Genomic DNA, 21,830 nt, shown 5'->3' on the forward strand with positions numbered 1-21,830 from the left:
GCGCGGGGCAGGGGGGAACCCTCCGATGCTCCGGCCTTACGGTTGTACTATCATCATATGCCGCGCGTCCACGGCGCAAGGCCGCCATGCGCGCGTCCTGCTATGGCTAAAGTGCCGCAACCCCGGCAAGCCGCTTGAGGAGTCCGAGGCGGTTGAACTACTCTGGGCAAGCACCGCCGCTTGGTAATTGTCGCGGCATGGCAACAGCGAGGACGAGATGGATTTTGTTGCGCACCAAACCCCCGATGCCAACGAGGTGCGCCTGAGCGGACGGTTGGAGTTCACCGATCACGACAGGCTGCCGGACATCGTCGCCCTGCTGGACCGGCCCGGAGTGCGCCGCTTCGTCCTCGACATGGGGGGCCTCGACTTCATCGACTCGGCCGGAATCGGGATGCTTCTGATCCTTCAGGATGAGGCGGAACAGCGGAACGTGAAGCTCGTCGTCCGCGGGCTGCACGGCGCCGTCAAGCAATCCATCGAGCTGGCGCGGATCAGCGAAATCATCACCGTCGAGGAATGAGGTGATGATGGGCGGCCCGGTTCCCTCGTCCGCACGCGCCTTCAGCGTGGTGCGGGATCGCGTGCCGGCGGAGGTCGCCGCCCGGGCGGCGGCACGCTTCGGCATTCCGGAGGACGGGGTGGGGGCGTCGCGCGCGGCGGCCGCCATGCTGGTCGCCCAGGCGGACCGCGACAGCGTGCGCGAGGCGCTCGACCAGAACAGCTTCCTGACCGTCGAGCTGACCGAACGGGAGGACACGACGGGCGCCATCGACGGCGACTGGCTGGGCGCCCCGCCGGTCGATCAGGGCTTCTATCTCTCGCTGACCACCGGCACGGCCTACGGGCTGCAATGCGCGGTGCTGGTGTGCGACGAGCTGGTGCGGCGCGGCGTGCTGCGGCCCGAGCGGCGCGGCAACATCGAGCTGTGCCTGCACGAGGCCATCGCCAACGCCATCGTCCACGGCAACATGGGCATCCCCAGCTCCACCAAGGATCAGCCGGAAGGCTACCGCCTGTTCAGCCAGATGCTGCGGGAACGGCTGGGCGACAACGCGGTGCGCGGGCGGCGGCTCGACCTCTTCGCGCGCTGGAACGCCGAAAGCCTGTCCATCGCGGTGGTGGACCAGGGCGGCGGCTTCGACACCAGCTCCCTGCCGGAGCGGGCCGACACCGGCGCGCATTCGGGGCGCGGTTTCCTGTTCATGCGGACGCTGGCCAAACGGGTCAGCGTGACCGACGGCGGACGCTGCACCGTCCTGCACTTCGATCTTTGACGGGCCGCCCATGGCCATCTCGCTCGCCGGAAGCCGGGTCCTGATCGTCGACGACAACGAGTTCAACCGGAAGTCGCTGTCGCTGATGATCCGTCGCGCGGGTCTGACGCAGATCGACTTCGCGGAGAACGGGGTCGAGGGCCTGCGCAAGGTGGCCTCCTTCCGTCCGGATCTCGTGCTGCTGGACGTCAACATGCCGGTCATGGACGGGCTGGAGATGTGCCGGCAGCTTCGCGAGACCCACACCCACGAGGAACTGCCGATCCTGTTCCAGACCGCGCTGGACAGCGACGAGGAGCAGGTGCGCTGCTTCGAGGCGGGCGGCAGCGACTTCATCTCCAAGCCGATCAAGCCCGGCGAATGCGTGGCGCGCGTCCGCCACCAGCTGGAAAAGCGCAAGCTGTTCACCGACCTCGCCAACTACCGCGCGCGGGTGGAGAAGGAGCTGAAGCACGCCCAGGCGATGCAGCTTTCCCTGCTGCCGGAACCGAAGCGGCTGAAGTCCGTGGCGGAGCGGTACGAGCTGGTGCTGGACGCCCATTTCGAAACCTCGTCGGAACTGGGCGGCGATTTCTGGAACGTCTATCCGCTGGACGACCAGCGCGTGGCCTTCCTGCTCGCCGACTTCGCGGGACACGGCATCACGGCGGCCATCAACACCTTCCGCCTGCACACGCTGATCGACCGCTTCCCGATGGACGCCGTGCTGCCATCGGAATGGCTGGCCGGGCTGAACGGGGCGTTGAAGGACGTGCTGCCGGTGGGGCAGTTCGCCACCGCCTTCTTCGGCATCCTGGACCTGCACACGGACACGCTGACCTACGCCTCCGCCGGCGCGCCCAACCCGGTGCTGGGGGTGGGTGGGGACATCCGGCTGCTCGACTCCGCCGGGCTGGTGCTGGGTGCGTCACGCCGCGCCAAATATGTGGACCGCAGCCTGCGCCTGCCGCGCGGCGGCTTCCTGTTCCTCTACAGCGACGCGCTGATCGAATGCAGCGGCGAGGCCAACGGCCCCATCGGGCAGGACGGCGTCCCCGACTTCCTGCGCGACGCGCTGGCCGTCAACCGGGCGCAGCCGCTGACGCCCCTGCTGGACCGCTTCTACGCCCGCACCGCGCAGCCGTTGCGTGACGACCTGACCGCCGTGTGGATCGCCCGGCGTCCGTAACCGGAGGGTTTGGAGAGGCCATGGACGGAACCGGCGGGGAGACGATCTGGGAGCGGGTTGCGGCCCTGCCACCGGAGCGGTTGCTGCCCTATCTCGCCGCGCAGGCCCCGCAGACGATGGCCGCCCTGCTGTTGCTGGTCGCGCCCGCCCGCGCTGCCCTGTTGCTCGCCGGGCTGCCCGAGGATGCGCGGGCGCGGGCGTTGCGCTGCATGGCTGTGACCCGCCCCGCCGCACCGGAGGCACTGGCCGACGTCGAGCGGGCGCTCCGCGCCGAGTTGCTGGACCAGCCCGATCCCGTTTCCGGAGCCGACCATTCCGCCGAGGTCGCGCGCATCGTCGAGGCGCTGCCGGACGAGCAGCGGCAGGCGGCTCTGGAGGCATTACGGCGTCCGGTGCCGCCCCTGCCGCCGGCTGAACCGACGACCGCCCACGCTGAGCCGCCGCACCCCCTGCCGCCGCTGTCGCCGGGCTTGGCGGCGATGCTGAGCACGACCGTGGTGGTCCACGACAGGCTTCCCATGCTGGAAGTCGCCATGGACCGCTTCGTGCGCATCCTGTCCACGACCCTTCGGGAGACCTTGGGCCGGACGGCGGAGGTGGGGTTGACCGCGCTCCGCTCCGTACGGTTCGGGGACTGGATCGAGGCTGTGCCGGGACGGGAGCCATTGCTCGCGGTGTTCCGGGCCGACCCGTGGGACAATCATGCCCTGTTCGCTCTTCACCGCGACCTGCTGGACGGCATTGGGGAAATTCTGCTTGGCGGGAACCGGGAAACAGCGGGACTGCGCGTCGCCGGGCGGCCGTTGACCGGCATCGACCGTGCCTTCGCCGACCGGATGGCCCAGGCTGCCCTGGCCGATCTGTCGACCGCCTTCGCCCCCATCGACGCGGTGTCCTTCCCGCTCGACCGGCTGGAGGACAATCCGCGTTTCGCCATCATCACGCGCCTTCACAACGCCTGTTTCCTCGCGGACCTCACCGTCGCCATGGATGGCCGTTCGGGGCGGCTGGAACTGCTGATCCCCTACGCCACACTGGAACCGGTGCGCCCATCGCTTCGCCGCATGTACATGGGGGAGCGTTTCGGCAAGGACCCGCGGTGGCAGGCGCATCTGCAACGTGAACTGGCGCGCGCGTCCGTCCGCGTGCAGGCGGTGGCGGGAACGGCGGACCTGCCGTTGGGTGTCATGCTGGGCTGGCGGGTCGGCACCGTGTTCGAACTCGACCGCGACGCGACCGAGGGGGTCACCCTGCTGGCGGGCGGCGTCGCCATAGCGCGCGCCGCGCTTGGACGCTGTGGCTCGCGCTGGGCGGTGGGGCCGCGCCCCGCTTTGGAAACGTCGTCGCTCGATCCCGCGCCGCTGCCGAGCGTTGAAGCGGTCAGCCCGCCGGAACAGGATTTCGACGCTTTCCACGCGGTGACCGTGCGGGTGTCGGCTGTGGTCGGTGAAGCCGACATGCTGGTCGAAAACCTAGCGAGCCTCGGGCAGGGACGGGTGGTCGGGCTTGACCGGCGGGTTGACGACCCCATCGCGATCCTCGCGAACGACCGGCTCGTCGCGCGGGGCGAACTGGTCGTCGTCGAGGGTCGCCTCGCCGTCCGGCTGAGGGAGATCGCAGCGGCCCAGGCCTAGCTTAGGCCTGCGTTTCGGAGGTGGCGGCGCGGCGGCGCATCCACATCACGCTCTTCAGCGCGCAGAAGCTCGCGCCGATGCCCAGTGCGATCAGGAGCAGGATCTTCGGGCCGTTCTCGCCAATGGCGGCGGCGGCCTCGCCGAACATATAGCCGGCCCCGGCGAAGCTGCAGGCCCAGATGCCTGCGGCGAGGAAATTCCAGAACAGGAACTTGCTCCAGGGCATGCGCGAGGTGCCGATGGCGACGGAGGCGATGTTGCGCACGCCGTAGAGGAAGCGGAACACCATGATGAAGCCGACGCCGTAGGTCTCCAGCCACCACAGCACGCGGGCGGCGCGCGCCTCGGCGGAGGGGAAGCGGGCCAGCGCCTTGCCGCCCCACTTGCGGCCCAGCCAGAAATAGCACTGGTCGCCCAGGAAGCTGCCGATCCAGACGGCGCCGATCAGCCAATACAGGTTGATGATGCCGATCTGGGCGCCCATGCCGCCGAAAATGACGAAGGTCTCACCTTCGAAGAAGGCCCAACCGAAGGCCAGGGGATAGAATGCGTCGCCCCAACTCTGAAGCCAGGTGATCCAATCCAAAGCACCCTCCCCGCGGGCCGTTCCTTATCCGATCGGACACCTGTCCGGCCGGTTGTTTGCGTGCGGACCGGGCGGGGCTCGTGCTTTCGGGCCGGCTCAGTCCTCCCTTCCGGCCGGTCTGGGGTGCCGTTGGTGGGCACCGCCATTGGTCGGTTGGTCAGACACATCATTGCACATTCGGGCGTGTCTTGTCGCGCAAACTTTCCCAGGACAAAGGTCAAGGGGTGGAGCAAAAGAGGGTATCAGCCATCCTCCCCGGACAGCTCACCCACCACTTGGCGGGCCGCCCGCAACAGCAGGGGGTTGGGTTCGAACGGGCCGGACTCGGCGTCCTCCTCCCAGTTGTCGGGGGCGACGCGCCGCTTCAGCTCCCGCGCCGCCTCGCCCAGCAGATGGGCCAGCTTCTGGTCGGGCAGCGCCTGGACCAGCGCGCGCAGTTCCGCGTTGGTCAGGGCCGCCGGGTCGAACGGCCCCGGCTCCGGCGGCGGAGCCGGGGGAACGAGCGTCATGGGGATCGGGGTGGGGCCGGCCGGGACCGCTTCCCGCACCACGTCGACGGCCATCGGCTCCGCGACCGTGGTGGCGCGCGACCGGCGCGCCGGTTTGCGCGCCCGTTCCGTTTCGGGAAGGCTGTCGAACAGGAGGGGTTGCGTGCTCATCCGTTCACCCGCAGTTTGCGAAGTGTTCTCGGTTCATTCTAATGAATGAGCCCTGCTTGTCGAGTGCAAACTTTGAGAACCGGACTCCGCCCCCTGCGGTCAGCCATTACGGGCCGGCGGGCGCGATCCGTTCCAGGAACCGTTCCGGCCGCAGGATGCGGGTGCGCCCGATGGAGCGGACGGACAGAAGCTGCTGGTCCACGGTCACCAGCCAGTCCGCGTCGGCGGCCAGCGCCACCGCCAGGAACATGTCGTCGTCGGGGTCGCGGCACAGACGGCCGACCGTGGCGGGCTCGATCCGGTGCACCTGCTCCGTCAGCGCGGCGAGGAAGGTCTCGCGTTCGGCGGCGGGCTTGTAGCGGTCGAAGTCCGGGCGCATCAGCACATGGCGAAGTTCGGCCAGCGTGGCGTCGGAGGCGAACAGCACCCCGCGCGTCCGCGCCGCCTCCACGCTGTCGCGGATGGCGAGGCTGCGCCGGGGCACCTGGCCGCCCAGCAGGGCGTAGGCGACGAGGATGTTGGTGTCCAGCACGACCCGGAAGGGTGCGGCGGGCGGGCTGTGATCATTCGTGGTCATATGTCTAAAGGCATAAGGTCTTGGCGCGCTTTCGGAAAGCCGCGGCTTGAGGCGGGAAATCCTTCTGGGGTAGAAGGGTTCGCCTTGCACACATTCTCACGGATTGGCTCCGGCATGACCACCGTTCTGATCGTCGACGACAGCCGCCTCGCCCGCGACATGGTCGGCAGCGTGATCGCCTCCCTGCGTCCGGGCTGGACCATCCTGTCGGCGTCGGGCGGCGACGAGGCGTTGACCAAGGTCGAAGGCGCCATCCCGGTGGCGGCCATCGTGGACTACAACATGCCGGGCATGGACGGGTTGACCCTGTCGGCCAAGCTGAAGGAGATGTTCCCCAGCCTGACCATCGGCATCCTGACCGCCAACGTGCAGGACGCCCTGCGCAAGAAGGCGGAGGCGCTCGGCTGCCTGTTCATCCCGAAGCCGATCACGTCGGACAAGATCCGGGAGTTCCTGGCCGCGGCGGGGCAGTGACCGCCATGACGCCGCTGCTCCTGGATCCGGATGAAGCCGAGTCCATCGCCGAACTGTTCAACATCGGCATGGGCCAATCCGCCGCCGCGCTCAGCGAGATGATCGGGGAGGAGGTGCAACTCTCCGTGCCCGCCCTGACCGTGTCGAGCCGGTCCCGCATCGCCCGCAACCTCGGCCCCGATGCCGCCGCCCGCGTCTGCGCGGTGCACGGCGCCTTCAGCGGCCCCTTCACCGGCGAAGCGATGCTGGTCCTGCCGGAGAGCGGCACGCTGGCCCTCGTCGGCCGGCTCGTTCCCGTGGATCCGGCCGCCGCAGCACCGGGCGAGGTCGAGCAGGACGCGCTGACCGAGATCGGCAACATCATCCTGAACGGCTGCCTCGCCAGCCTGTCCAATCTGGTGGAAGGCGAGATCGCCGGCGCGCTGGCCAGCTATTGCAGCGGCCTGCCGGCCGAGGTCATCGGCGCCGCCGATGATCCGGTGCTGTTCGTCCGCATCGAGGTGGCGCTGGCCTCCGGCGACGCGCGCGGGCATGTGCTGTTCCTGCTGAACATCGCCTCGCTGGACGCCTTCCGCACGGCCATCCGGAAGGCTCTGGCGAATTTGTAGGGGCGAATTTGCAGGAGTGAATTTGCAGGAGTGAATTTGCAGGACGGCCCGCCTTGACGGCCCATCGATATCGGGACTATTTTAGAAGGGCGTCGTGGTAAGCGTGCGAAAGCACCGCAGCCGTCGCCCGCTAAGGAGGGGCTGTATGGCCCCGCTAGTGACTGGAGGCGGGACTTCTCGGCGGTGTGCCGACCCCCAATCAAGAGCCGTCCCTCGGGGCGGCTCTTTTGGTTTCAGGCGGGGAGCGGCTCCAGCCAGTGCGGGCGCCGGGTTTTCAGTTCGAGCGGCCGTATGACCATCGCTCCGGCGTCAGCCAATCCACGGAAACGGGGTTGAGCCCCGAAGGACGTGATTTCGCGGTACGCGGTGTTTGCGACAACATCGGCAATCTGCACGCCGTCGCTCATCTGGCTGTCGACGAATTGCACCATGATGCGGTTGGCGCCCGCGCGGTTGGCGACGGCCATGCTGATTGCGGTCTGCACGCGACGCGCTTTCGGGCCTTGGTAGCGCTGGTCCACGGAAATGGCGATGGTCGAGCCCGTGCCGAGCCACAAAGTGCTCTCCACGATCAGTTCCGCCCACAGGTCGGGTCCGTCCAGGGTGCCCAATGCCCAATTCCCAAGGGTTTCCAAGCCACTGCAATAAACCACGCTCACCGGTGGCACGGAATTCTTCTTCAGGACTTCGAAGAAAAGCTTGCGTTCCTTGTCCGTCAGTCGGCTGCCCTTGACCTCGCCGCGCAGTCCCGTCGCCTTGCGGAAGGATTTCATGACGCGCGTGGCCTCGCCGGCCGTCAGCGACACCGCCGCAACCAGGAAGACGCTGTCGTCCCGTCCGGTTCCGCCGGACTCGTCACAGAAGACGTGCATGCGGTCGGTCGGTCCTGCTCCCCGTCACCCCGCGCGCGTCACCAGCAGCGCGGTGAGGTCGTCGTCGATGGGGCCGGTGGCGCGCAGGGCCTCCAGGACGCTGTCCAGGAAGCGCTGGCCGTCCGTTTCCCCCCGGCGTTCGGCGATCATGGCGGCGAGGCCGGGCTCGTCCAGAACGTCGTCGCCCACGGGGATCTCGATGGCGCCGTCGGAATAGAGGAACAGGCGCCCGCCGGGCGGCAGGGGGACCGAGCGCGCCTCGTAGTCCGCCGAGGCCAGAAGGCCCAGCGGAAGGCCGGCGCTTTCGCCCAGCGTCGGGGACTCGTCGCCCGGCGCCCAGACCATCGGCTTGGTGGAGCCGGCGGACGCGTAGACGAAGCGGTCTTCCGCCTGGTCCACGTAGCCGGCCAGCATGGTGGCGAACTGCCCGTTGGGCAACAGCGCGCAGAGCCGCTTGTTGACCGTCGCCAGGAAGGCCGCCGGGTCGAAGTCGGTGAAGTCCATCTGCTGGCAGATGGCGTGCAGGCGGAAGGTGTTCAGCGCCGCCCCCACGCCATGACCGGAAAAGTCGACCATGGTCAGAACGGGCCGGCCCCGGCCGTCGCGCCGCAGGTCCCAGAAATCGCCGCCCAGCTCCGACGAGGGGGCGAAATGGGCATGGATGGCGAGGCCGACGGCGGCTTCCACCTCCGCCAGACGCTCCGGCGTGGGCATCAGCCGTTCCTGCATCTTGCGGGCGAGCGCCAGCTCCGTCTCCGTGCGCTCGCGGAAGAGCTGGAGGTCGTGCACCAGCGCCCGGTTCTGCAGGTGGATGCGCACGCGGGCCAGAAGCTCGACCGCGTTGATCGGCTTGGTCACATAGTCGGTCGCCCCGGCGGCGAAGGCCTTGGCGCGGTCCTCCGCCCGGTTCAGGCTGGACTGCACCAGCACCGGCAGGTCCTTCCACACGGGGTCGGTGCGCAGGCGCTTGCACATCTCGAACCCGTCCAGGTTCGGCATCATCAGGTCCAGCAGGATCAGATCCGGCCGGAAGCTGTCCATGCGGTTCAGCGCGTCGATGCCGTCCTCGGCCATCTCGATGTGCCGGACGCCGCCGCGCTCCAGCAGGGCCAGCAGCAGGTGGCGGTTGACGCGGTTGTCGTCCACCACCATCACCCGCGCGTTCTCCAGGCCGGTGCCGACGTCCGGGTGTTCCATCACGAGGGTCTCCCGTGCTCGATCCAGACGAGCGTGTGGTCGTCACCCGGCGTCTCGCCCAGCGCCGCCGTCAGCGCGGCGGTCACCGCCGTGAAGGCGTCTTCCCCGTCGCCCAGGGGCGCGCCGCCCATGGCTCCGCCGATCACACGGGCGAGGGCGGGGACGTCGCTGTCCCCGGCGTCCGTTCCGGCCGCGTCGAGGGCGTCGAGCACCGCGTTGGAATAGAGCGCCAGCACCCCGCCCGGTGGAAAGGGCAGGGTCCGCGCCTCGTAATGGTTGCCGGGGGTGATGCCCACCGGCAGGCCGGCGGCATCGCCGAACAGCAGCGGGCCGCCGTTCGGCGGGATCAGCGCCGGGTTGGTCGCCGCCGCCGCCGCGTAGGTGAAATGCCCCGCGGCCGCGTCCACCACGCCGTAGATGACGGTCGCGTGCTCCCCCAACTCCAGCAGGCTGACGGCGCGGTCGTTCAGCTCCGCCAGGAAGGCGTCGGGCCGTTCGCCGTGGGTGGGGGCCAGCTCGTGGATCAGGGTGTGCATGCGGAAGGCGTTCAGCGCGGCCGACACGCCGCGCCCGGCCATGTCCAGCAGGAACACCCCGAAGCGCCCCTCGTCCAGCGGCAGCACGCCCCACAGGTCGCCGCCCATGTCCGAGGACAGGATGATGTGCGAGCGCAGCTCCACGCGGGCGCTCTGCCGCAGCGAGGCGCGCAACGCCGCCGAGGGCAGCAGGTGGTCGTACATGGACCGCGCCATCGCCAGCTCCCCCTCCACGCGCGCGCGGTAGGTCTGGAGGTTGCGGATCAGGACGCGGTTTTCCAGGTGGATGCGCACGCGGGCCAGCAGTTCCGCCCGGTCCAGCGGCTTGGAGATGAGGTCGGTGGTGCCGGCGGCGAAGGCCTTGTTGCGGTCGTCGCTGGAGGACAGCGCGGTCTGCACCAGCACCGGCAGGTCGGCGTAGGCGTGGTTGGCGCGCAGGCGCTGGCACACCTCGAACCCGTCCATGCCCGGCATCATGATGTCGAGGATCAGCAGATCCGGGGTCTGCGCCTCGATCTGGGCCAGCGCCTCGAACCCGTCCTTGGCGTAGGAGATGTTGCGGAAGCCCGCCTCGTTCAGCAGGGCGCCGATCAGGGTGCGGTTGAAGTCGGTGTCGTCCACCACCAGGATGTTGCAGCCGGTGATGGAGGGGCGTCCGATGCCGCCGGGTAAGGAGGCCGGCTCCGTCACAGCGGGAACCTCATGCGGATGCGCCGGCCGCCGTCGAGGAGCTGAAGCTCGTCCGCGATGGCGGCGATCAGGTCAAGCCCGCGGCCCGACGCGCCGTACTCGATGTGCTCCGGCCGGGCGAAGCCGGTGCCCTCGTCGGCGACCTCGACGGTCACCGAGTCGTCCTCCATCCAGACGCAGACCTCCACCCGGCGGTTGGCGAAGGAGGGGTCGGCCAGGCGCGCGGCGAGGTCGAGGGAAAAGCGCTCCAGCGCCGCGACGCTCAGGCCCTTCATGCCTTCGACCTGAAGGTTGCCGTGCACCACCGCGTTGCTGATGGCCTCGTGCAGCGCCAGTTCCATGTCGTCGCGCTGGGCGGACGTCATCGACGGGCGGCGGGCGGCGATGCAGGCGAGGATGCGGGCGGCGAGGTGAAGCTGGTTCGCCGACGCCGTGGTCAGGCAGGCGAACAGGTCGGCCCGGCGGGCGCGCTCCACGGCCGTGGCCAGTTCGGCGTCGGACAGGGCCGCCGCCTCGATCCATGCGGCGAAGGGCCGCGCCCAAACCTCGGGCGGCTCGGCCACGTCGGCGCTGCCCAGCAGCACCAGCACGGATTCGTCGAATTCCACGCCGGACGCCCCCGCGCCGGGCGGCCAGGGCGGAAGGCAGGCGACCGCCGACAGACGCGCCAGCCGATCGGCCGGCACGCCCAGGCCATGCAGGGCGGCGACGTGGGATCGGGCGGGGACCAAGGATCAGTCCTCGATCGTCACGATCTTGTTGAGCTGCGCCACGGTCAGCACGCGCTTGACCTGGCCGGCCGCGGCGCGCAGGACGAGCTGCTTGCCGGCGTTGTCCATCTCCTCGCGTGCGATCAGCAGCATGCCGATGCCCGCCGAGTCGACGAATTCCAGCGCGGAGAGATCGAGGACCTGACGCTTGGACCCGCTTTGCAGCATCTCGCGGATCAGCGCGCGCAGCTTGGCGTGGTCGTTGAAGGTCAAGCGGCCGCGCAACCGAACCACGGCTTCCTGGTCCTTGCTCTCAATTCCGTAGTCCATCGGTCCGGTGTCCCTGAAGGGTCGTTTGGTCGGTGTGGCCTTGCCGGCCACGCCAAGGCGGTTGGTCAGAACAGTTCGATGTCGCCGCCGGAACTGTCGTCGTGCCCGGCATCCACGTCAAGCACGCCGTGCTCGTCCAGCGCGGTTCCTTCCAGCAAAAGTTTCCGCACGAAGCGCTGCCGCATCTCGCTCAGCTTGAAGCGGCCGAGCAGCTCGTCGAGCCATTCCTGCGGAACGCGGCCGCCAAAGGAAGCGGGCAATTCGACGCGGGTGCGGTTTTCCAGCTCGTCCAGCCCGGCCACCATGATGGCGAGGCTGTCGTTGATCGCCTCCAGCCGCTGCTTGGTCAGGTCCTGGAACTGCATGCCGGTGACCATGTGGCTGATGGTCGTGGACATGTCCTGCGACACGGTGGCCGCGGTCTCCAGCACCGACTGGAAGTGGCCGGTCTGGTCGACCAGGCTTTCCATGGTCTTGTCCACCCGCTCCTTGGCGAGCATCTGCGGCGACATGTCGGTGTCGGCGATCTGGCGCAGGATGTCGTGGCCGTTGCGCACGCCCTTGACGACCGCCGTGACCTTGGAGCGCATGCGGTCGGCCAGCTCGCCGGTGGAGCGGGACAGGTGCCGCACCTCCTGCGCCACCACGGCGAAGGTCTTCCCGGCCTCGCCGGCGCGGGTCGCCTCGATGGTGGCGTTCAGTGCCAGGAAGTTGGTCTGCCGGTTGATGGCGTCGATGTCGGCGATGGACTTCTCCAGCTCCGACACGTCCTTCTGCACGTCGTCCAGCAGGTAGACCATGCTCATGGCGTGGCGCGACAGCGTGACGATGTTCGCGATCATGTCCGCGATCATGTCCTGCATGCTCGTGACCAGCTGGTCCATGGGCACGCGCTCGCCGTCGATGGCGACGGAGCCGGCGACGCTGACGATCTGTTCGACCCGCTGCGACTGCTGCATGGCCTTTTCGGCCAGCTCGCGGAAGCGCGCCGACAGGTCCAGCGTGGCGTCCTCCACCGTGGCGGAGGTGCGCGACAGCTCGTGCTGGATGGCTTCCATCGTGCGGCGCTGCACGTCGGCGTAGCCGATCCAGGTGGACAGCAGGTCGGCGGTGACGGGGACCTTCTCCGCCTGATCGGGCGATGCGGTTCCGAGCGATTCCGGACCAGCCTCCGGGTAGGGCGCGCGGCCGTCGAAAGACATCATGGTGCTCCTCAATTCGCCCGCTCAGTTCGCCCGGCTTCGGTGGTCGCCGATGGCGTCGAACGCGCGCAGCATCTCGGCCGGAATCTGGGCCAGCGGCAGCTCGATGGCGACCGCCCCGGCCTCGAAGGCCGCGCGCGGCATACCATAGACCACGCAGCTCGATTCCTGCTCGCCGATCGTGTAGGCCCCGGCCTCCCGCATGGCCAGCATGCCCGTCGCCCCGTCGCGGCCCATGCCGGACAGGATCACCCCCACCGCGTTCGGCCCCGCCGCGCGGGCGACGGAGGAGAACAGCGCGTCCACCGACGGGCGGTGGCCGCTGACCGGCGGGCCGTCCTGGATGTGGCAGCTGTAGCCCTGGGCGTCGCGGATGACGACCAGATGCCGGTCGCCGGGGGCGATGTAGACCACGCCCTGCGTCAGCCGGGCGCCCTGGGTGGCGACCTGGACGGTCGGCGGGGAAATGCGGTCCAGCCGGGCGGCGAAGCTCGGCACGTAGCTGGGTCCCATGTGCTGGGTGATGACGATGGGCGGGCAGTCCGCCGGCATGACGGCCAGCACGTCGCGGATGCGCTCCACCCCGCCGGTGGAGGCGCCGATGGCGATGAAGCGGGTGCCCGACCCGGCGCGGCGCGGCGTCGGCAGGGTGGCGGACGGCGCGTGCGGGCGCCGCATGGACAGGCGTGCGGTGGCGGCCACGCGGATCTTGCCGATCAACTCGTGCGCCATCGCCTCGAACCCGTGGCCGTCGGAGCCGTCGGGCTTGGCGACGCAGTCCACCGCCCCGATCTCCAGCGCCCGGATGGTCGCGTCGGAGCCTTCCTGGGTCAGGGAGGAGACCATGACCACCGGCGTCGGGCGCAGGGTCATGATCTTTTCCAGGAAGGACAGGCCGTCCATGCGCGGCATCTCGATGTCGAGCGTGATGACGTCCGGGTTGGTCTGCTTGATGACCTCGCGCGCCTCGTAGGGGTCGCGGGCGACGCCGGCCACCTCGATTCCGGGATCCTCGGAGATGATGGACTTCAGCATCTCCCGCATCAGGCTGCTGTCGTCGACGATCACGACGCGAATGGGGCGGGGCATGGTTCAGTCCTCTCCGAACAGTTCGACGTCGCCCTCGATCGGCTGCTGCCGGAGGGTGGAGCGGAAGTGCAGTTCCTGGCTCGCCGTCTCCGACAGGGCCTCCGGCCGCAGCATCTTGCGCATCGCCTTCCCCGTGTGCGGGAAATAGTGGATGCGCCGGGCCGACGCGCCGCCCAGATCCTGGCCGACCAGCTTCAGCCCCTCGCGCCGGATGTAGTCGAGCGCGAAGCGCGCGTTGCGCTGGCCGACGTCGAAGCTGCTGTCGATGACGCGGGCGCCGCCGAACAGCTTCACCTCCAGCCGCTCGCGCCGGGCGCCTTTGGCCAGCAGGTCGTTGATCAGCCGCTCCATGGCGACAGAGCCGTAGCGCGCCGCGGTGCCGGTGCCGCCGTCCTCCGACTCCGGCACCTCCGGCAGCAGGAAATGGTTCATGCCGCCGATGGCCGTCGCCGGGTCGTGGACGCAGGCGGCCACGCAGGAGCCCAACGTCGTGACCATCATCACGTCCGACCGGTCGCTGACCAGATGGTGCCCCAGGAACACCTTCAGGGTGTGTGCCTGGAACTGTGGGTTGAAGTACCCGCCGCTCTGCCCCTTCTGAGCCGCACGACGGCTTAAAAGACCTGCCATGCGTCAGAGTCTCCGGTAGATGGTCGGGCCGGTCTGGCGGAAGCGGTTGGACACGCCGTACAGGCTTTCCGAATGGCCGAGGAACAGGCATCCGCCCGGCTCCAGCAGGCGGGCGAAATTCTCGATTACCTGGGTGCGGCCGACGCGGTCAAAATAGATGAGAACGTTGCGGCAAAAAATCGCGTCGAACGGCCCCTTCATGGGCCAATGCTCCAGCAGGTTCAGCGGCTTGAAGGTGATCAGACGCTTCAGGTCGTCGTGCATGACGACCTTCGATTCGCCCCCCTCGCGGATGCGGTGGGTGAAGCGGTCGCGCAGGTTGGCGGGGATGCTGTCCGCCACCTCGGCCGAATAAACGCCGCGCCGGGCGGTGTCCACCATGTGGGTGTCGATGTCGGTGGCGAGGATTTTGGCGTCCCAGCGCCGAAGCTCCGGCCCGAAGGCGGCGGACAGCACCATGGCGATGGTGTAGGGCTCCTGTCCGGAGGAGCAGCCGGCCGACCAGATGCGCAGGCGCGGGTGCGAGGATTCGCCCGTGTGGCGGGCGCGCATCTCCGGGATGGCCTTGCTCGCCAGGAAGTCGAAGTGGTGGGACTCGCGGAAGAAGCTGGTCAGGTTGGTGGTCAGCGCGTTGACCAGGAAACCGACCTCGTTCGCCCCCTCCTCGCTTTCCAGCAGGGTGCAGTAGGCGTCGAAATCCGGCAGCTGAAGCTCCCGCAGCCGGCGGGCAAGGCGGGAATAGACCATCTCCACCTTGTGCGGGGCGAGCGCGATCCCCGCCAGCTGGTAGAGCATGTGGGCGATGAAGTCGAAGTGCCGCTGCTCGAACGGGAATTCCCGCCGGCCGGGGGCGACGGGAGTCACGGCGATGCGGGCGCTGTTGGCGGAGGTCATGACCGGCCTGCCGTCTTGAACATGGTGCGGCTCCCGCCCCCGCTCACGCCGCCCGTCCGCGGGCCTTGGCCCGGACGTCGGCGGCCAGCTGGTCGAGAAGGCCGAGCACGGTGCCCGACAGACGCTCCAGATCCTCCAGCGCGCGGGTGGCGGCGGTCTCGTCGCCCTGCTCGTGCGCGGCCAGGGCGCGTTTGCCGGCCTCGTGGAAACGGGCGTGCGGCTCGGCCAGCTTGGCGAAGACCGGCGAGCTGCGGACCGCGGCGTCGGTCATCGTGTCGTACCACTTGCCCAGCCGGCAGCCGTGATGGTCGGCCAGCCGGTCGGACGTGGCGTCACCCCTGCCCTGGACGGCCTTCATCACGTTCTCGCGGAAGGTGATGTGGTCGATCTTGGTGTTCTCGATCAGCTGGACGTGGCGGGACAGGTCGTCGGACCCGCCGCGCCCGGCGGCAGCGGCGCGGTCGAGCGCGAAGAAGGCCATCTGCTGGCGAAGCTGGGCGGCCTGTTCCTCCAGCGAGCGGGCGGCGGCCGTGCTTTCCTCGACCAGCGCGGCGTTCTTCTGGGTCATCTCGTCCATCTGGGCGACGGCGGTGTTCACCTCGTCCAGGCCGGACGCCTGCTCGGCGGTCGCGCGCGCGATCTCCGACACGAGGTCGGCGACGCGGGCGATGCCGGACACGATGTCGGTCAGCGTGCTGCCGGCGGAGCGCACCAGCTCCACCCCGTCCTTCACCTGCGCGCCGCTGTCCAGGATCAGCGTCTTGATTTCCTTCGACGCCTGGGCGGAGCGCTGGGCGAGGTTGCGCACCTCCTGCGCGACCACCGCGAAGCCACGCCCGGCGTCGCCCGCGCGGGCGGCCTCCACGGCGGCGTTCAGCGCCAGCAGGTTGGTCTGGAAGGCGATCTCGTCGATCACCCCGATGATGTCGGAGATTTTCTGCGACGACTGCTCGATCCGGCGCATCGCCTCCACGGCGCTGGCCGCGACCTGCCCGCCGCGTTCGGCGGCGGCGCGGGCGTCGACGGCGAAGCTGTTGACCTGCTGGGCGTTGTCGGCGTTGGAACGGACGGTCGCCGCCAGCTCCTCCATGCTCGCCGCCGTCTCCTCCAGCGAGGAGGCCTGCTGCTCCGTGCGCTCCGACAGGTCGAGGCTGCCGTCGGCGATCTCCCCGCTGGCGGCGGCGATGGATTCGGCGGCACCGTTGATGCGGCGGACGATCTCCGACAGCTTGTCGACGGTGTTGTTGAAATCCTCCTTCAGGCGCAGGAAGACGCCCTCGTAGGGCTTGTCGATGCGGCGCGACAGGTCGCCCTGGGACAGGGATTCCAGCGTCGAGGCCAGCTCCTCCGACACGTCGGAAACGTTGCCGGCCAGCCGGTTGATGCCTTCGCTGACCAGACGGAAGAAGCCGGCCTTGCCGTCCAGCGCGATGCGGCGGGAGAAGTCGCCGCGCACGGCGCTGTTCACGATGTCGGCGATCTCGGCCTCGATGGACAGCTCGTCGGTCAGGTCGCGCCATTCCAGGACCGTGCCCAGCCGCTCGCCATGGCGGCCGATCACCGGGTTGGCGACGATCTCGAAGCTGCGGCGGCCGATCTTCAGCATGGCCTTGTGCGAGGCCGTCAGGTTGCCGATCAGGCGGCGCTGGGCCGGGTCCTTTTGGAAATCGTCAACGCTGCGGCCGACCAGCGTGCCCGCGTCGAAGCCCGGCATCGCTGTCTTCAGGTCGGCTTCCGCGATCCTGAACATCTCCTGGAGGGAGGCGTTGCCGTAGGTGATGGTGCCGTTCGGGTCCGCCAGCATGATGTTGGCCGACACGCGGTCCAGCGCGATGCGCGAGCAGACGGCGGCCACCGCGTCGTCCTTGAAGGCGTCCACGGCGCGGGCCATCTCGCCCAGCTCGTCGCGCCCGTCGGTGTGGGGGACGGTGACGTTCAGGTGCCCGTCGGTCAGGTCGGTCATCACCTTGCGGATGCCGTTGACCGGGCCGGTGATGGAGCCGGCGATGATCCGCGCCGCCAGGATGCCCAGCAGCAGCGACAGGCCGCCGATGGCCAGCGACACGAGGAGGCCGTTGGACACCTCCTCCTCGGCGCGCTTTTCGATCGCGTCCTGCTCCGCGTGGACGGCGGCGGTCACGGCGTTCAGCGTCTCGTTCAGCCGTCCGACGACCTTGGCGACCACCTCCGCGCGCAGCCGGTCCACGTCGCGGTCGGCGGCGACGGCGTCGTTGAAGGCCGCGCGGTAGTCCGGCGCGCGCGCCTCGACCTCGCGCAGCAGCTGGGTCAGGCGCGCGTCGCTGAGCATCGCCTGCGCCTCGCGGATGTGCTCCAGCATCTCGGCGAGATTCTTGTCCAGCAGCTTCGGCGCGCCGGCGTCCTTCATGCCGATGGCGCGGTTGGCGTAGAGGCGGGTCAGGACCCAGTGCTTCTCCGCCTCCTCGGCGGCGATGGCGGCGTCCTTGTTGCCCGAGGCCAGCGTGCTCTCGACGATCTGCTCCAGCGTGTCGGTGAGCTTGGCGCCCAGCGGGTCCATGCGCTGGCGGATGGCCGCGTCGTAGCGTTCGCGGAAGCCCCGCACCTCCTCGAACTGGGTGTGGTACTCGGCGTGGAGGCGGGACAGCTCCTCGAACTTGGCGGCGTGGGCGGACCCCTTGATGAGGGCCTGCTGGTCGGCCATGACCTTGTCGAACTCGGCCCGCAGCGCGCGCTGGCGCTCCAGCGATTTGATGTCGCCCGTGAACAGGTAGTCACGGCCCTGGATGCGCTGGTTGGCGAGGCGGGTGGCGAGGTCCTTCGCGAAGCTCGACAGGTCGGAGGAGGCCAGGACGGCGTCGACGTTGCCGTTCAGGCTGCGGATGCCGGCCGTCCCGGCGACGACCTGGGCCACCAGCAGCGCCAGAAGGAGGCCGAAGGCAAGCCACAGCCGTTTCGAGATGCCCAAATTCGAGACGAACGACCCGACCCCCTTCGCCATGAAAAGCCCCCTCCAACCCCATTATTCAGTTTTGTTCGACATTCAGTTTTGTTCGGCGGTGACGGCGTCGCCCGCCGGCCTTAGGACGCCTTTTCCAGCGCCAGCGGGCCCCTCGCGACGGCGTCCAGGTCGCCGGTCGTCTCCACGGAGAACAGCTTTTCCACGCTCAGCAGCGTGACCATGCGGTCTTCGGCGGTGTAGAGGCCGCTGAGGTATTCCGCGTCGACCATGCCGCTGTCCACGTCGGGCGGCGGTTTGATGGAGTCGTGGCCGATGGCCAGGATGTCGGAGATGGCGTCCACCAGGATGCCGCGCGTGCGCTCGCCCACCTGGATCACCACCACGACGTGGCGCTTGGTGACCTCCGTGGCGCCGCCGCCGAAGCGGGCGCGCAGGTCGAAGATCGGGATGATGATGCCGCGCAGGTTGATGACCCCGCGCACATAGTCCGGCAGGTTCGGCAGCCGGCTTTCCGGCGTCCAGCCGCGGATTTCGCGGACGGACAGGATGTTGACCCCGTATTCCTCGCTGCCGACGGTGAAGGTGACGTACTGCTCCTCGGAGCCGTTCACCGACATGGCGTCGGTGCGGGTGCCTCCGACGGTGGTGAGCGCGGTGGAAGTGCTCATCGCTTAGGGCCTCAGACCGGTTCGAGTGCGGGGGCGGGCAGCGCGGCCATCGGTGCGGACGGCGCGCGCGTGGACCCGGATTCGTGGTGCCGGCTCATCTCGCGCAGGCCGGCGACGTCGAGGATCAGGGCGACGCGGCCGTCGCCCAGGATGGTCGCCGCCGCGACACCGTCGAGACGGCGGAAATTGGCTTCCAGGCTCTTGATGACGACCTGCTGCTGGCCCAGCACCTCGTCCACGACGAGGCCGAGGCGGGAGCCGTCCTCCGTCTCCACCAGCACGACCAGCGCGCGGGTCGGGTCGGTGACCGCCTCCGGGATGCCGAACAGCTGGTGCAGGTAGACCAGCCGCACATACTCCCCGCGCGCCATCATCACGTCGCACTTGCCGACCAGCCCGTGCAGGTCCGCCGGCTTGGGCCGCAGGCTTTCCACGATGTTGGTCAGCGGCAGTACGAAGCGCTCCACGCCGACCGAGATCACCATGCCGTCCAGAACGGCCAGCGTCAGCGGCAGCGACAGCACGAAGCGGGAGCCCTCGCCGGGCGTGGAATAGACGCCGATGCGCCCGCCGAGCGAGGTGATGTTCCGGCGCACCACGTCCATGCCGACGCCGCGCCCCGACAGGTTCGACACCTGATCGGCGGTGGAGAAGCCCGGCAGGAAGATCAGGTTGTCGATCTCCTCGTCCGTCAGGCTGGCGCCGGGCTGGACGAGGCCCTTCTCGATGGCCTTGGACAGCACCTTGGGCCGGTTGATGCCGCGCCCGTCGTCGGTGATCTCGATGACGATGCGGCCCGACCGGTGCTGCGCCGACAGGTGCACGGTGCCGGCGCGCGGCTTGCCGATGCGCTCCCGCTCGTCGGGGCTTTCCAGCCCGTGGTCGATGGAGTTGCGGATCATGTGCGTCAGCGGGTCGACGAGGTTTTCCACCACCGTCTTGTCCACCTCCGTCGTCTCGCCGGAGGTGACCAGCTGCACCTCCTTGCCCGTGGCGGCGGCGCATTCGCGGACCAGCCGGGGCATACGGGAGAAGACGCTGGACACCGGCTGGGCGCGGATCGACATCACGCTTTCGCGCAGCTCGCGTGTGTGCTGGGCCAGCTGTTCCAGCCCTTCCAGCAGCTCCTGGAACTCGCCCGGCGGCAGTTCGCGGACATGCTCCGCGATCATCGCCTGGGTGATGACCATCTCGCCGACCATGTTGACCAGCCGGTCGATCTTGTCGAGGTCCACGCGGATGGTGTGGCTGGTCAGGCCGGCGTGCTCGCCGCCGCCGCCGTTGGCGCGCGGCTTGGCCGGTTCGGCCGGCTTCGGCGCTGAGGCAACGGGGGCCGGGGCGACGGGGGCCGCCGCCACGGGCACCGGTTCGGTGGCGGGCGGCGGGACGGGCTCCGGATCGGCCGGCGGAGGCTCGGCCAGCACGGGGGGCGGGGCCTCGGCGGTGATGCGGATGTCGCATTCGTCGGCGACGAACTCGAAGACGTCGTTGATCTTTTCCAGATCGACGTCCGGATCGGCGACCAGCGTGACCGTCCAGGACAGGAACAGCAGCTCCGCCTCCAGATTCTGGAGGTTCGGCAGGTTGTCGAAGTGGCAGTCGACCCTCGCGTCGCCCAGCCGGCGCAGCGCGCGCAGCATGAAGGTGGGCTCGTTGCCCGACATCAGCAGGTCGGTCTTCGGCCGGAAGACGATGGTCCAGCGCACCTTCCCCTCGGGCACCGGGTCGGGGCCCAAGGCGAATTCCGCCGCGCGGGCGGCGTCGATGGCGGCCATGGCGTCGCCGAAGATGCCGGCCTCGTCGTCCTCGTCGTCCGGATAGGCGGTGGCCGGAGCCGGTTCGGCGGCTTGAGCGGGCTCGGCGGCGGCGGGCTCGGCGGCGGCGGGCTCGGCGTGGGCGGCCTCGCCGGCCAGATGGCGGCGCAGCGCGGCCACGGTGCCGTCGGTGGTGCCCGGCGGTGCGGGCTCGCCCTCGCGCGCATAGGCCAGCATCTGGCCCAGCACGTCGTTGGCGCGGATCAGCGTGTCCACCAGCTCGGTCGTGACGGGGATGGTGTTGTTGCGCACCCCGTCCATCACCGTTTCGAACTCGTGCGCGAAGGCGACCAGCTCGGTGAAGCCGAAGGCGCCGCCGCCGCCCTTGATCGAGTGGACGGCGCGGAAGATGGCGTTGACCTCGTCGGAATCGACCTCACCGGGGGTCAGCCGCAGCAGCCCGGATTCGGCGACGGCGAGCAGCTCGGCGCTCTCGTCGAAATAGGTTTGCTTGAACCGGCTCAGGTCTTCCACGGGCGTGCCCTCTCAGCCTCGCGCGGCACCGGCCGCGCACCTTCTGCGATGCGGCGTCAGCCGCACACCTTCTGCACCACGGAGATCAGCTTTTCGGGGTTGAAGGGCTTCACGATCCAGCCGGTTGCCCCGACCGCCCGCCCCTCGGCCTTCTTCTTCTCGTCGGCCTCGGTGGTCAGCATCAGGATCGGCAGCGTGCGGTGCGCCGGCGTGGCGCGCAGGCGGCGGATCAGGGTCAGCCCGTCCATCACCGGCATGTTCAGGTCGGTGATGACGAGGTCCACCTTGTTGGTGCCGATGACGTTCAGCGCCTGCTGGCCGTCGCCGGCCTCCACCACCTCGTAACCCGCGCCCTTCAGCGTGAAGGCGACCATGTCCCGCATGGTCCGCGAATCGTCGACGGTGAGTACCTTCTTCTTCACGCTTGGCTCCATTGCTTCAGCCACGGGGCGAGGCCCAGATCCTCGCACGCCTCCGTCAGGACCTCGGAAGGCTGCGCGATGGCGAATGTATGGTTGTGTTCGGCGGCATGCCGGGCGGCGACCAGAAGCGCCTGGACGCAGGCGGTGCTGACGCGCTCCACCGCCGAAGCGTCGGCGATGACCGTGCCGGAGGCGCCGAATCCCGCCCGCAGGCTGTCCAGCAGCGGCTGCGCCATGGCGAGGTCCAGGTCGCTGGGCAATCCCAGCCGGACCTGTCCGTTCTCGTCGCTCCACTTGATCAGAGTCACCGACCCCTCCTTACCACCCGGCCGCGCACGACCCACGCCGGGCAGCCTCCGCCGCTCCCGGCATTTGGGTCAA

23 protein-coding genes are annotated in these 21,830 nt (G+C 69.2%); 6 read left to right on the top strand and 17 right to left on the bottom strand.

Features of this window, described 5'->3' with window-relative positions; translation table 11 throughout:
* Nucleotides 1-217 precede the first annotated feature (217 nt).
* From ACSVC7_RS00485 to ACSVC7_RS00500, 4 genes are read left to right on the top strand one after another with little or no spacing between them, the layout of a single operon-like run.
* Entirely contained in the window at nt 218-523 is a 306-nt protein-coding gene (locus ACSVC7_RS00485) for an STAS domain-containing protein (protein WP_448204433.1), read from the top strand.
* 4 nt (nt 524-527) lie between these two features.
* Nucleotides 528-1,277 carry an ATP-binding protein gene (locus tag ACSVC7_RS00490; protein ID WP_448204434.1) on the top strand — a complete coding sequence of 250 codons (750 nt, stop codon included), beginning with the start codon at nt 528-530 and terminating at the stop codon, nt 1,275-1,277.
* A 10-nt stretch (nt 1,278-1,287) separates the two neighbouring features.
* A complete protein-coding gene (locus ACSVC7_RS00495) occupies nt 1,288-2,445 on the top strand; it encodes a PP2C family protein-serine/threonine phosphatase (protein WP_448204435.1) in 1,158 nt (385 codons plus the stop codon).
* Between the two features lie 20 nt (nt 2,446-2,465).
* Complete coding sequence (locus tag ACSVC7_RS00500) at nt 2,466-4,079, top strand: FliM/FliN family flagellar motor switch protein (protein ID WP_448204436.1); 1,614 nt, start codon at nt 2,466-2,468, stop codon at nt 4,077-4,079.
* Between the two features lies 1 nt (nt 4,080).
* Here the strand turns inward: ACSVC7_RS00500 and ACSVC7_RS00505 are convergent, their stop codons facing one another.
* The 3 genes from ACSVC7_RS00505 to ACSVC7_RS00515 form a co-directional block, all read right to left on the bottom strand.
* The gene (locus tag ACSVC7_RS00505) at nt 4,081-4,665 is read right to left on the bottom strand and encodes a DedA family protein (RefSeq protein ID WP_448204437.1); all 585 of its coding nucleotides are present in this window, start codon (nt 4,663-4,665) and stop codon (nt 4,081-4,083) included.
* 242 nt (nt 4,666-4,907) lie between these two features.
* Entirely contained in the window at nt 4,908-5,324 is a 417-nt protein-coding gene (locus ACSVC7_RS00510; RefSeq protein WP_448204438.1) for a hypothetical protein, read from the bottom strand.
* Nucleotides 5,325-5,430: 106 nt separating this feature from the next.
* Nucleotides 5,431-5,901, bottom strand: coding sequence for a putative toxin-antitoxin system toxin component, PIN family (locus tag ACSVC7_RS00515; RefSeq protein ID WP_448204439.1), 471 nt, complete (start codon nt 5,899-5,901; stop codon nt 5,431-5,433).
* A gap of 114 nt (nt 5,902-6,015) precedes the next feature.
* Between ACSVC7_RS00515 and ACSVC7_RS00520 the strand changes: the two genes are divergently transcribed.
* Entirely contained in the window at nt 6,016-6,375 is a 360-nt protein-coding gene (locus tag ACSVC7_RS00520) for a response regulator (RefSeq protein WP_448204440.1), read from the top strand.
* A gap of 5 nt (nt 6,376-6,380) precedes the next feature.
* Nucleotides 6,381-6,983 (top strand): chemotaxis protein, encoded by a 603-nt coding sequence (locus ACSVC7_RS00525; RefSeq protein WP_448204441.1) that lies wholly within the window; start codon nt 6,381-6,383, stop codon nt 6,981-6,983.
* Between the two features lie 233 nt (nt 6,984-7,216).
* Here ACSVC7_RS00525 and ACSVC7_RS00530 read toward each other — a convergent pair whose 3' ends face one another.
* From ACSVC7_RS00530 to ACSVC7_RS00595, 14 genes are all read right to left on the bottom strand, one after another.
* On the bottom strand, nt 7,217-7,855 hold the full coding sequence (locus ACSVC7_RS00530) for a DUF3800 domain-containing protein (protein WP_448204442.1): 639 nt from the start codon (nt 7,853-7,855) through the stop codon (nt 7,217-7,219).
* Between the two features lie 24 nt (nt 7,856-7,879).
* The gene (locus ACSVC7_RS00535) at nt 7,880-9,052 is read right to left on the bottom strand and encodes a PP2C family protein-serine/threonine phosphatase (RefSeq protein WP_448204443.1); all 1,173 of its coding nucleotides are present in this window, start codon (nt 9,050-9,052) and stop codon (nt 7,880-7,882) included.
* The gene (locus ACSVC7_RS00540; RefSeq protein WP_448204444.1) at nt 9,052-10,278 is read right to left on the bottom strand and encodes a response regulator; all 1,227 of its coding nucleotides are present in this window, start codon (nt 10,276-10,278) and stop codon (nt 9,052-9,054) included. Before ACSVC7_RS00540 ends, ACSVC7_RS00535 begins: the two co-directional genes overlap by 1 nt.
* A complete protein-coding gene (locus ACSVC7_RS00545) occupies nt 10,275-11,009 on the bottom strand; it encodes an ATP-binding protein (RefSeq protein WP_448204445.1) in 735 nt (244 codons plus the stop codon). Before ACSVC7_RS00545 ends, ACSVC7_RS00540 begins: the two co-directional genes overlap by 4 nt.
* Before the next feature lie 3 nt (nt 11,010-11,012).
* Entirely contained in the window at nt 11,013-11,318 is a 306-nt protein-coding gene (locus tag ACSVC7_RS00550) for an STAS domain-containing protein (RefSeq protein WP_448204446.1), read from the bottom strand.
* A gap of 65 nt (nt 11,319-11,383) precedes the next feature.
* Entirely contained in the window at nt 11,384-12,523 is a 1,140-nt protein-coding gene (locus ACSVC7_RS00555; protein WP_448204447.1) for a methyl-accepting chemotaxis protein, read from the bottom strand.
* 21 nt (nt 12,524-12,544) lie between these two features.
* Nucleotides 12,545-13,609, bottom strand: coding sequence for a protein-glutamate methylesterase/protein-glutamine glutaminase (locus tag ACSVC7_RS00560; RefSeq protein ID WP_448204448.1), 1,065 nt, complete (start codon nt 13,607-13,609; stop codon nt 12,545-12,547).
* A 3-nt stretch (nt 13,610-13,612) separates the two neighbouring features.
* Nucleotides 13,613-14,239, bottom strand: coding sequence for a chemotaxis protein (locus ACSVC7_RS00565; RefSeq protein ID WP_448204449.1), 627 nt, complete (start codon nt 14,237-14,239; stop codon nt 13,613-13,615).
* 3 nt (nt 14,240-14,242) lie between these two features.
* Entirely contained in the window at nt 14,243-15,133 is an 891-nt protein-coding gene (locus ACSVC7_RS00570; RefSeq protein ID WP_448204450.1) for a CheR family methyltransferase, read from the bottom strand.
* Nucleotides 15,134-15,176: 43 nt separating this feature from the next.
* Nucleotides 15,177-18,110 carry a methyl-accepting chemotaxis protein gene (locus ACSVC7_RS00575; RefSeq protein ID WP_448204451.1) on the bottom strand — a complete coding sequence of 978 codons (2,934 nt, stop codon included), beginning with the start codon at nt 18,108-18,110 and terminating at the stop codon, nt 15,177-15,179.
* Between the two features lie 80 nt (nt 18,111-18,190).
* On the bottom strand, nt 18,191-18,739 hold the full coding sequence (locus ACSVC7_RS00580; RefSeq protein WP_448204452.1) for a chemotaxis protein CheW: 549 nt from the start codon (nt 18,737-18,739) through the stop codon (nt 18,191-18,193).
* Nucleotides 18,740-18,750: 11 nt separating this feature from the next.
* Nucleotides 18,751-21,027 (bottom strand): chemotaxis protein CheA, encoded by a 2,277-nt coding sequence (locus ACSVC7_RS00585; RefSeq protein WP_448204453.1) that lies wholly within the window; start codon nt 21,025-21,027, stop codon nt 18,751-18,753.
* A 56-nt stretch (nt 21,028-21,083) separates the two neighbouring features.
* Nucleotides 21,084-21,461 carry a response regulator gene (locus ACSVC7_RS00590; protein ID WP_448204527.1) on the bottom strand — a complete coding sequence of 126 codons (378 nt, stop codon included), beginning with the start codon at nt 21,459-21,461 and terminating at the stop codon, nt 21,084-21,086.
* The gene (locus tag ACSVC7_RS00595) at nt 21,446-21,757 is read right to left on the bottom strand and encodes an STAS domain-containing protein (RefSeq protein ID WP_448204454.1); all 312 of its coding nucleotides are present in this window, start codon (nt 21,755-21,757) and stop codon (nt 21,446-21,448) included. Before ACSVC7_RS00595 ends, ACSVC7_RS00590 begins: the two co-directional genes overlap by 16 nt.
* Nucleotides 21,758-21,830 lie beyond the last annotated feature (73 nt).

Source organism: Azospirillum mesophilum (assembly GCF_053470405.2).

Excerpts from the sequence above, each read along its gene's own strand:
- ACSVC7_RS00485 (WP_448204433.1), top strand. The coding sequence starts at position 218 with ATGGATTTTGTTGCGCACCAAACCCCCGATGCCAACGAGGTGCGCCTG.
- ACSVC7_RS00490 (WP_448204434.1), top strand. The coding sequence starts at position 528 with ATGATGGGCGGCCCGGTTCCCTCGTCCGCACGCGCCTTCAGCGTGGTG.
- ACSVC7_RS00495 (WP_448204435.1), top strand. The coding sequence starts at position 1,288 with ATGGCCATCTCGCTCGCCGGAAGCCGGGTCCTGATCGTCGACGACAAC.
- ACSVC7_RS00500 (WP_448204436.1), top strand. The coding sequence starts at position 2,466 with ATGGACGGAACCGGCGGGGAGACGATCTGGGAGCGGGTTGCGGCCCTG.
- ACSVC7_RS00510 (WP_448204438.1), bottom strand. The coding sequence starts at position 5,324 with ATGAGCACGCAACCCCTCCTGTTCGACAGCCTTCCCGAAACGGAACGG.
- ACSVC7_RS00515 (WP_448204439.1), bottom strand. The coding sequence starts at position 5,901 with ATGACCACGAATGATCACAGCCCGCCCGCCGCACCCTTCCGGGTCGTG.
- ACSVC7_RS00520 (WP_448204440.1), top strand. The coding sequence starts at position 6,016 with ATGACCACCGTTCTGATCGTCGACGACAGCCGCCTCGCCCGCGACATG.
- ACSVC7_RS00525 (WP_448204441.1), top strand. The coding sequence starts at position 6,381 with ATGACGCCGCTGCTCCTGGATCCGGATGAAGCCGAGTCCATCGCCGAA.
- ACSVC7_RS00530 (WP_448204442.1), bottom strand. The coding sequence starts at position 7,855 with ATGCACGTCTTCTGTGACGAGTCCGGCGGAACCGGACGGGACGACAGC.
- ACSVC7_RS00535 (WP_448204443.1), bottom strand. The coding sequence starts at position 9,052 with ATGGAACACCCGGACGTCGGCACCGGCCTGGAGAACGCGCGGGTGATG.
- ACSVC7_RS00550 (WP_448204446.1), bottom strand. The coding sequence starts at position 11,318 with ATGGACTACGGAATTGAGAGCAAGGACCAGGAAGCCGTGGTTCGGTTG.
- ACSVC7_RS00555 (WP_448204447.1), bottom strand. The coding sequence starts at position 12,523 with ATGATGTCTTTCGACGGCCGCGCGCCCTACCCGGAGGCTGGTCCGGAA.
- ACSVC7_RS00560 (WP_448204448.1), bottom strand. The coding sequence starts at position 13,609 with ATGCCCCGCCCCATTCGCGTCGTGATCGTCGACGACAGCAGCCTGATG.
- ACSVC7_RS00565 (WP_448204449.1), bottom strand. The coding sequence starts at position 14,239 with ATGGCAGGTCTTTTAAGCCGTCGTGCGGCTCAGAAGGGGCAGAGCGGC.
- ACSVC7_RS00570 (WP_448204450.1), bottom strand. The coding sequence starts at position 15,133 with ATGACCTCCGCCAACAGCGCCCGCATCGCCGTGACTCCCGTCGCCCCC.
- ACSVC7_RS00575 (WP_448204451.1), bottom strand. The coding sequence starts at position 18,110 with ATGGCGAAGGGGGTCGGGTCGTTCGTCTCGAATTTGGGCATCTCGAAA.
- ACSVC7_RS00580 (WP_448204452.1), bottom strand. The coding sequence starts at position 18,739 with ATGAGCACTTCCACCGCGCTCACCACCGTCGGAGGCACCCGCACCGAC.
- ACSVC7_RS00590 (WP_448204527.1), bottom strand. The coding sequence starts at position 21,461 with ATGGAGCCAAGCGTGAAGAAGAAGGTACTCACCGTCGACGATTCGCGG.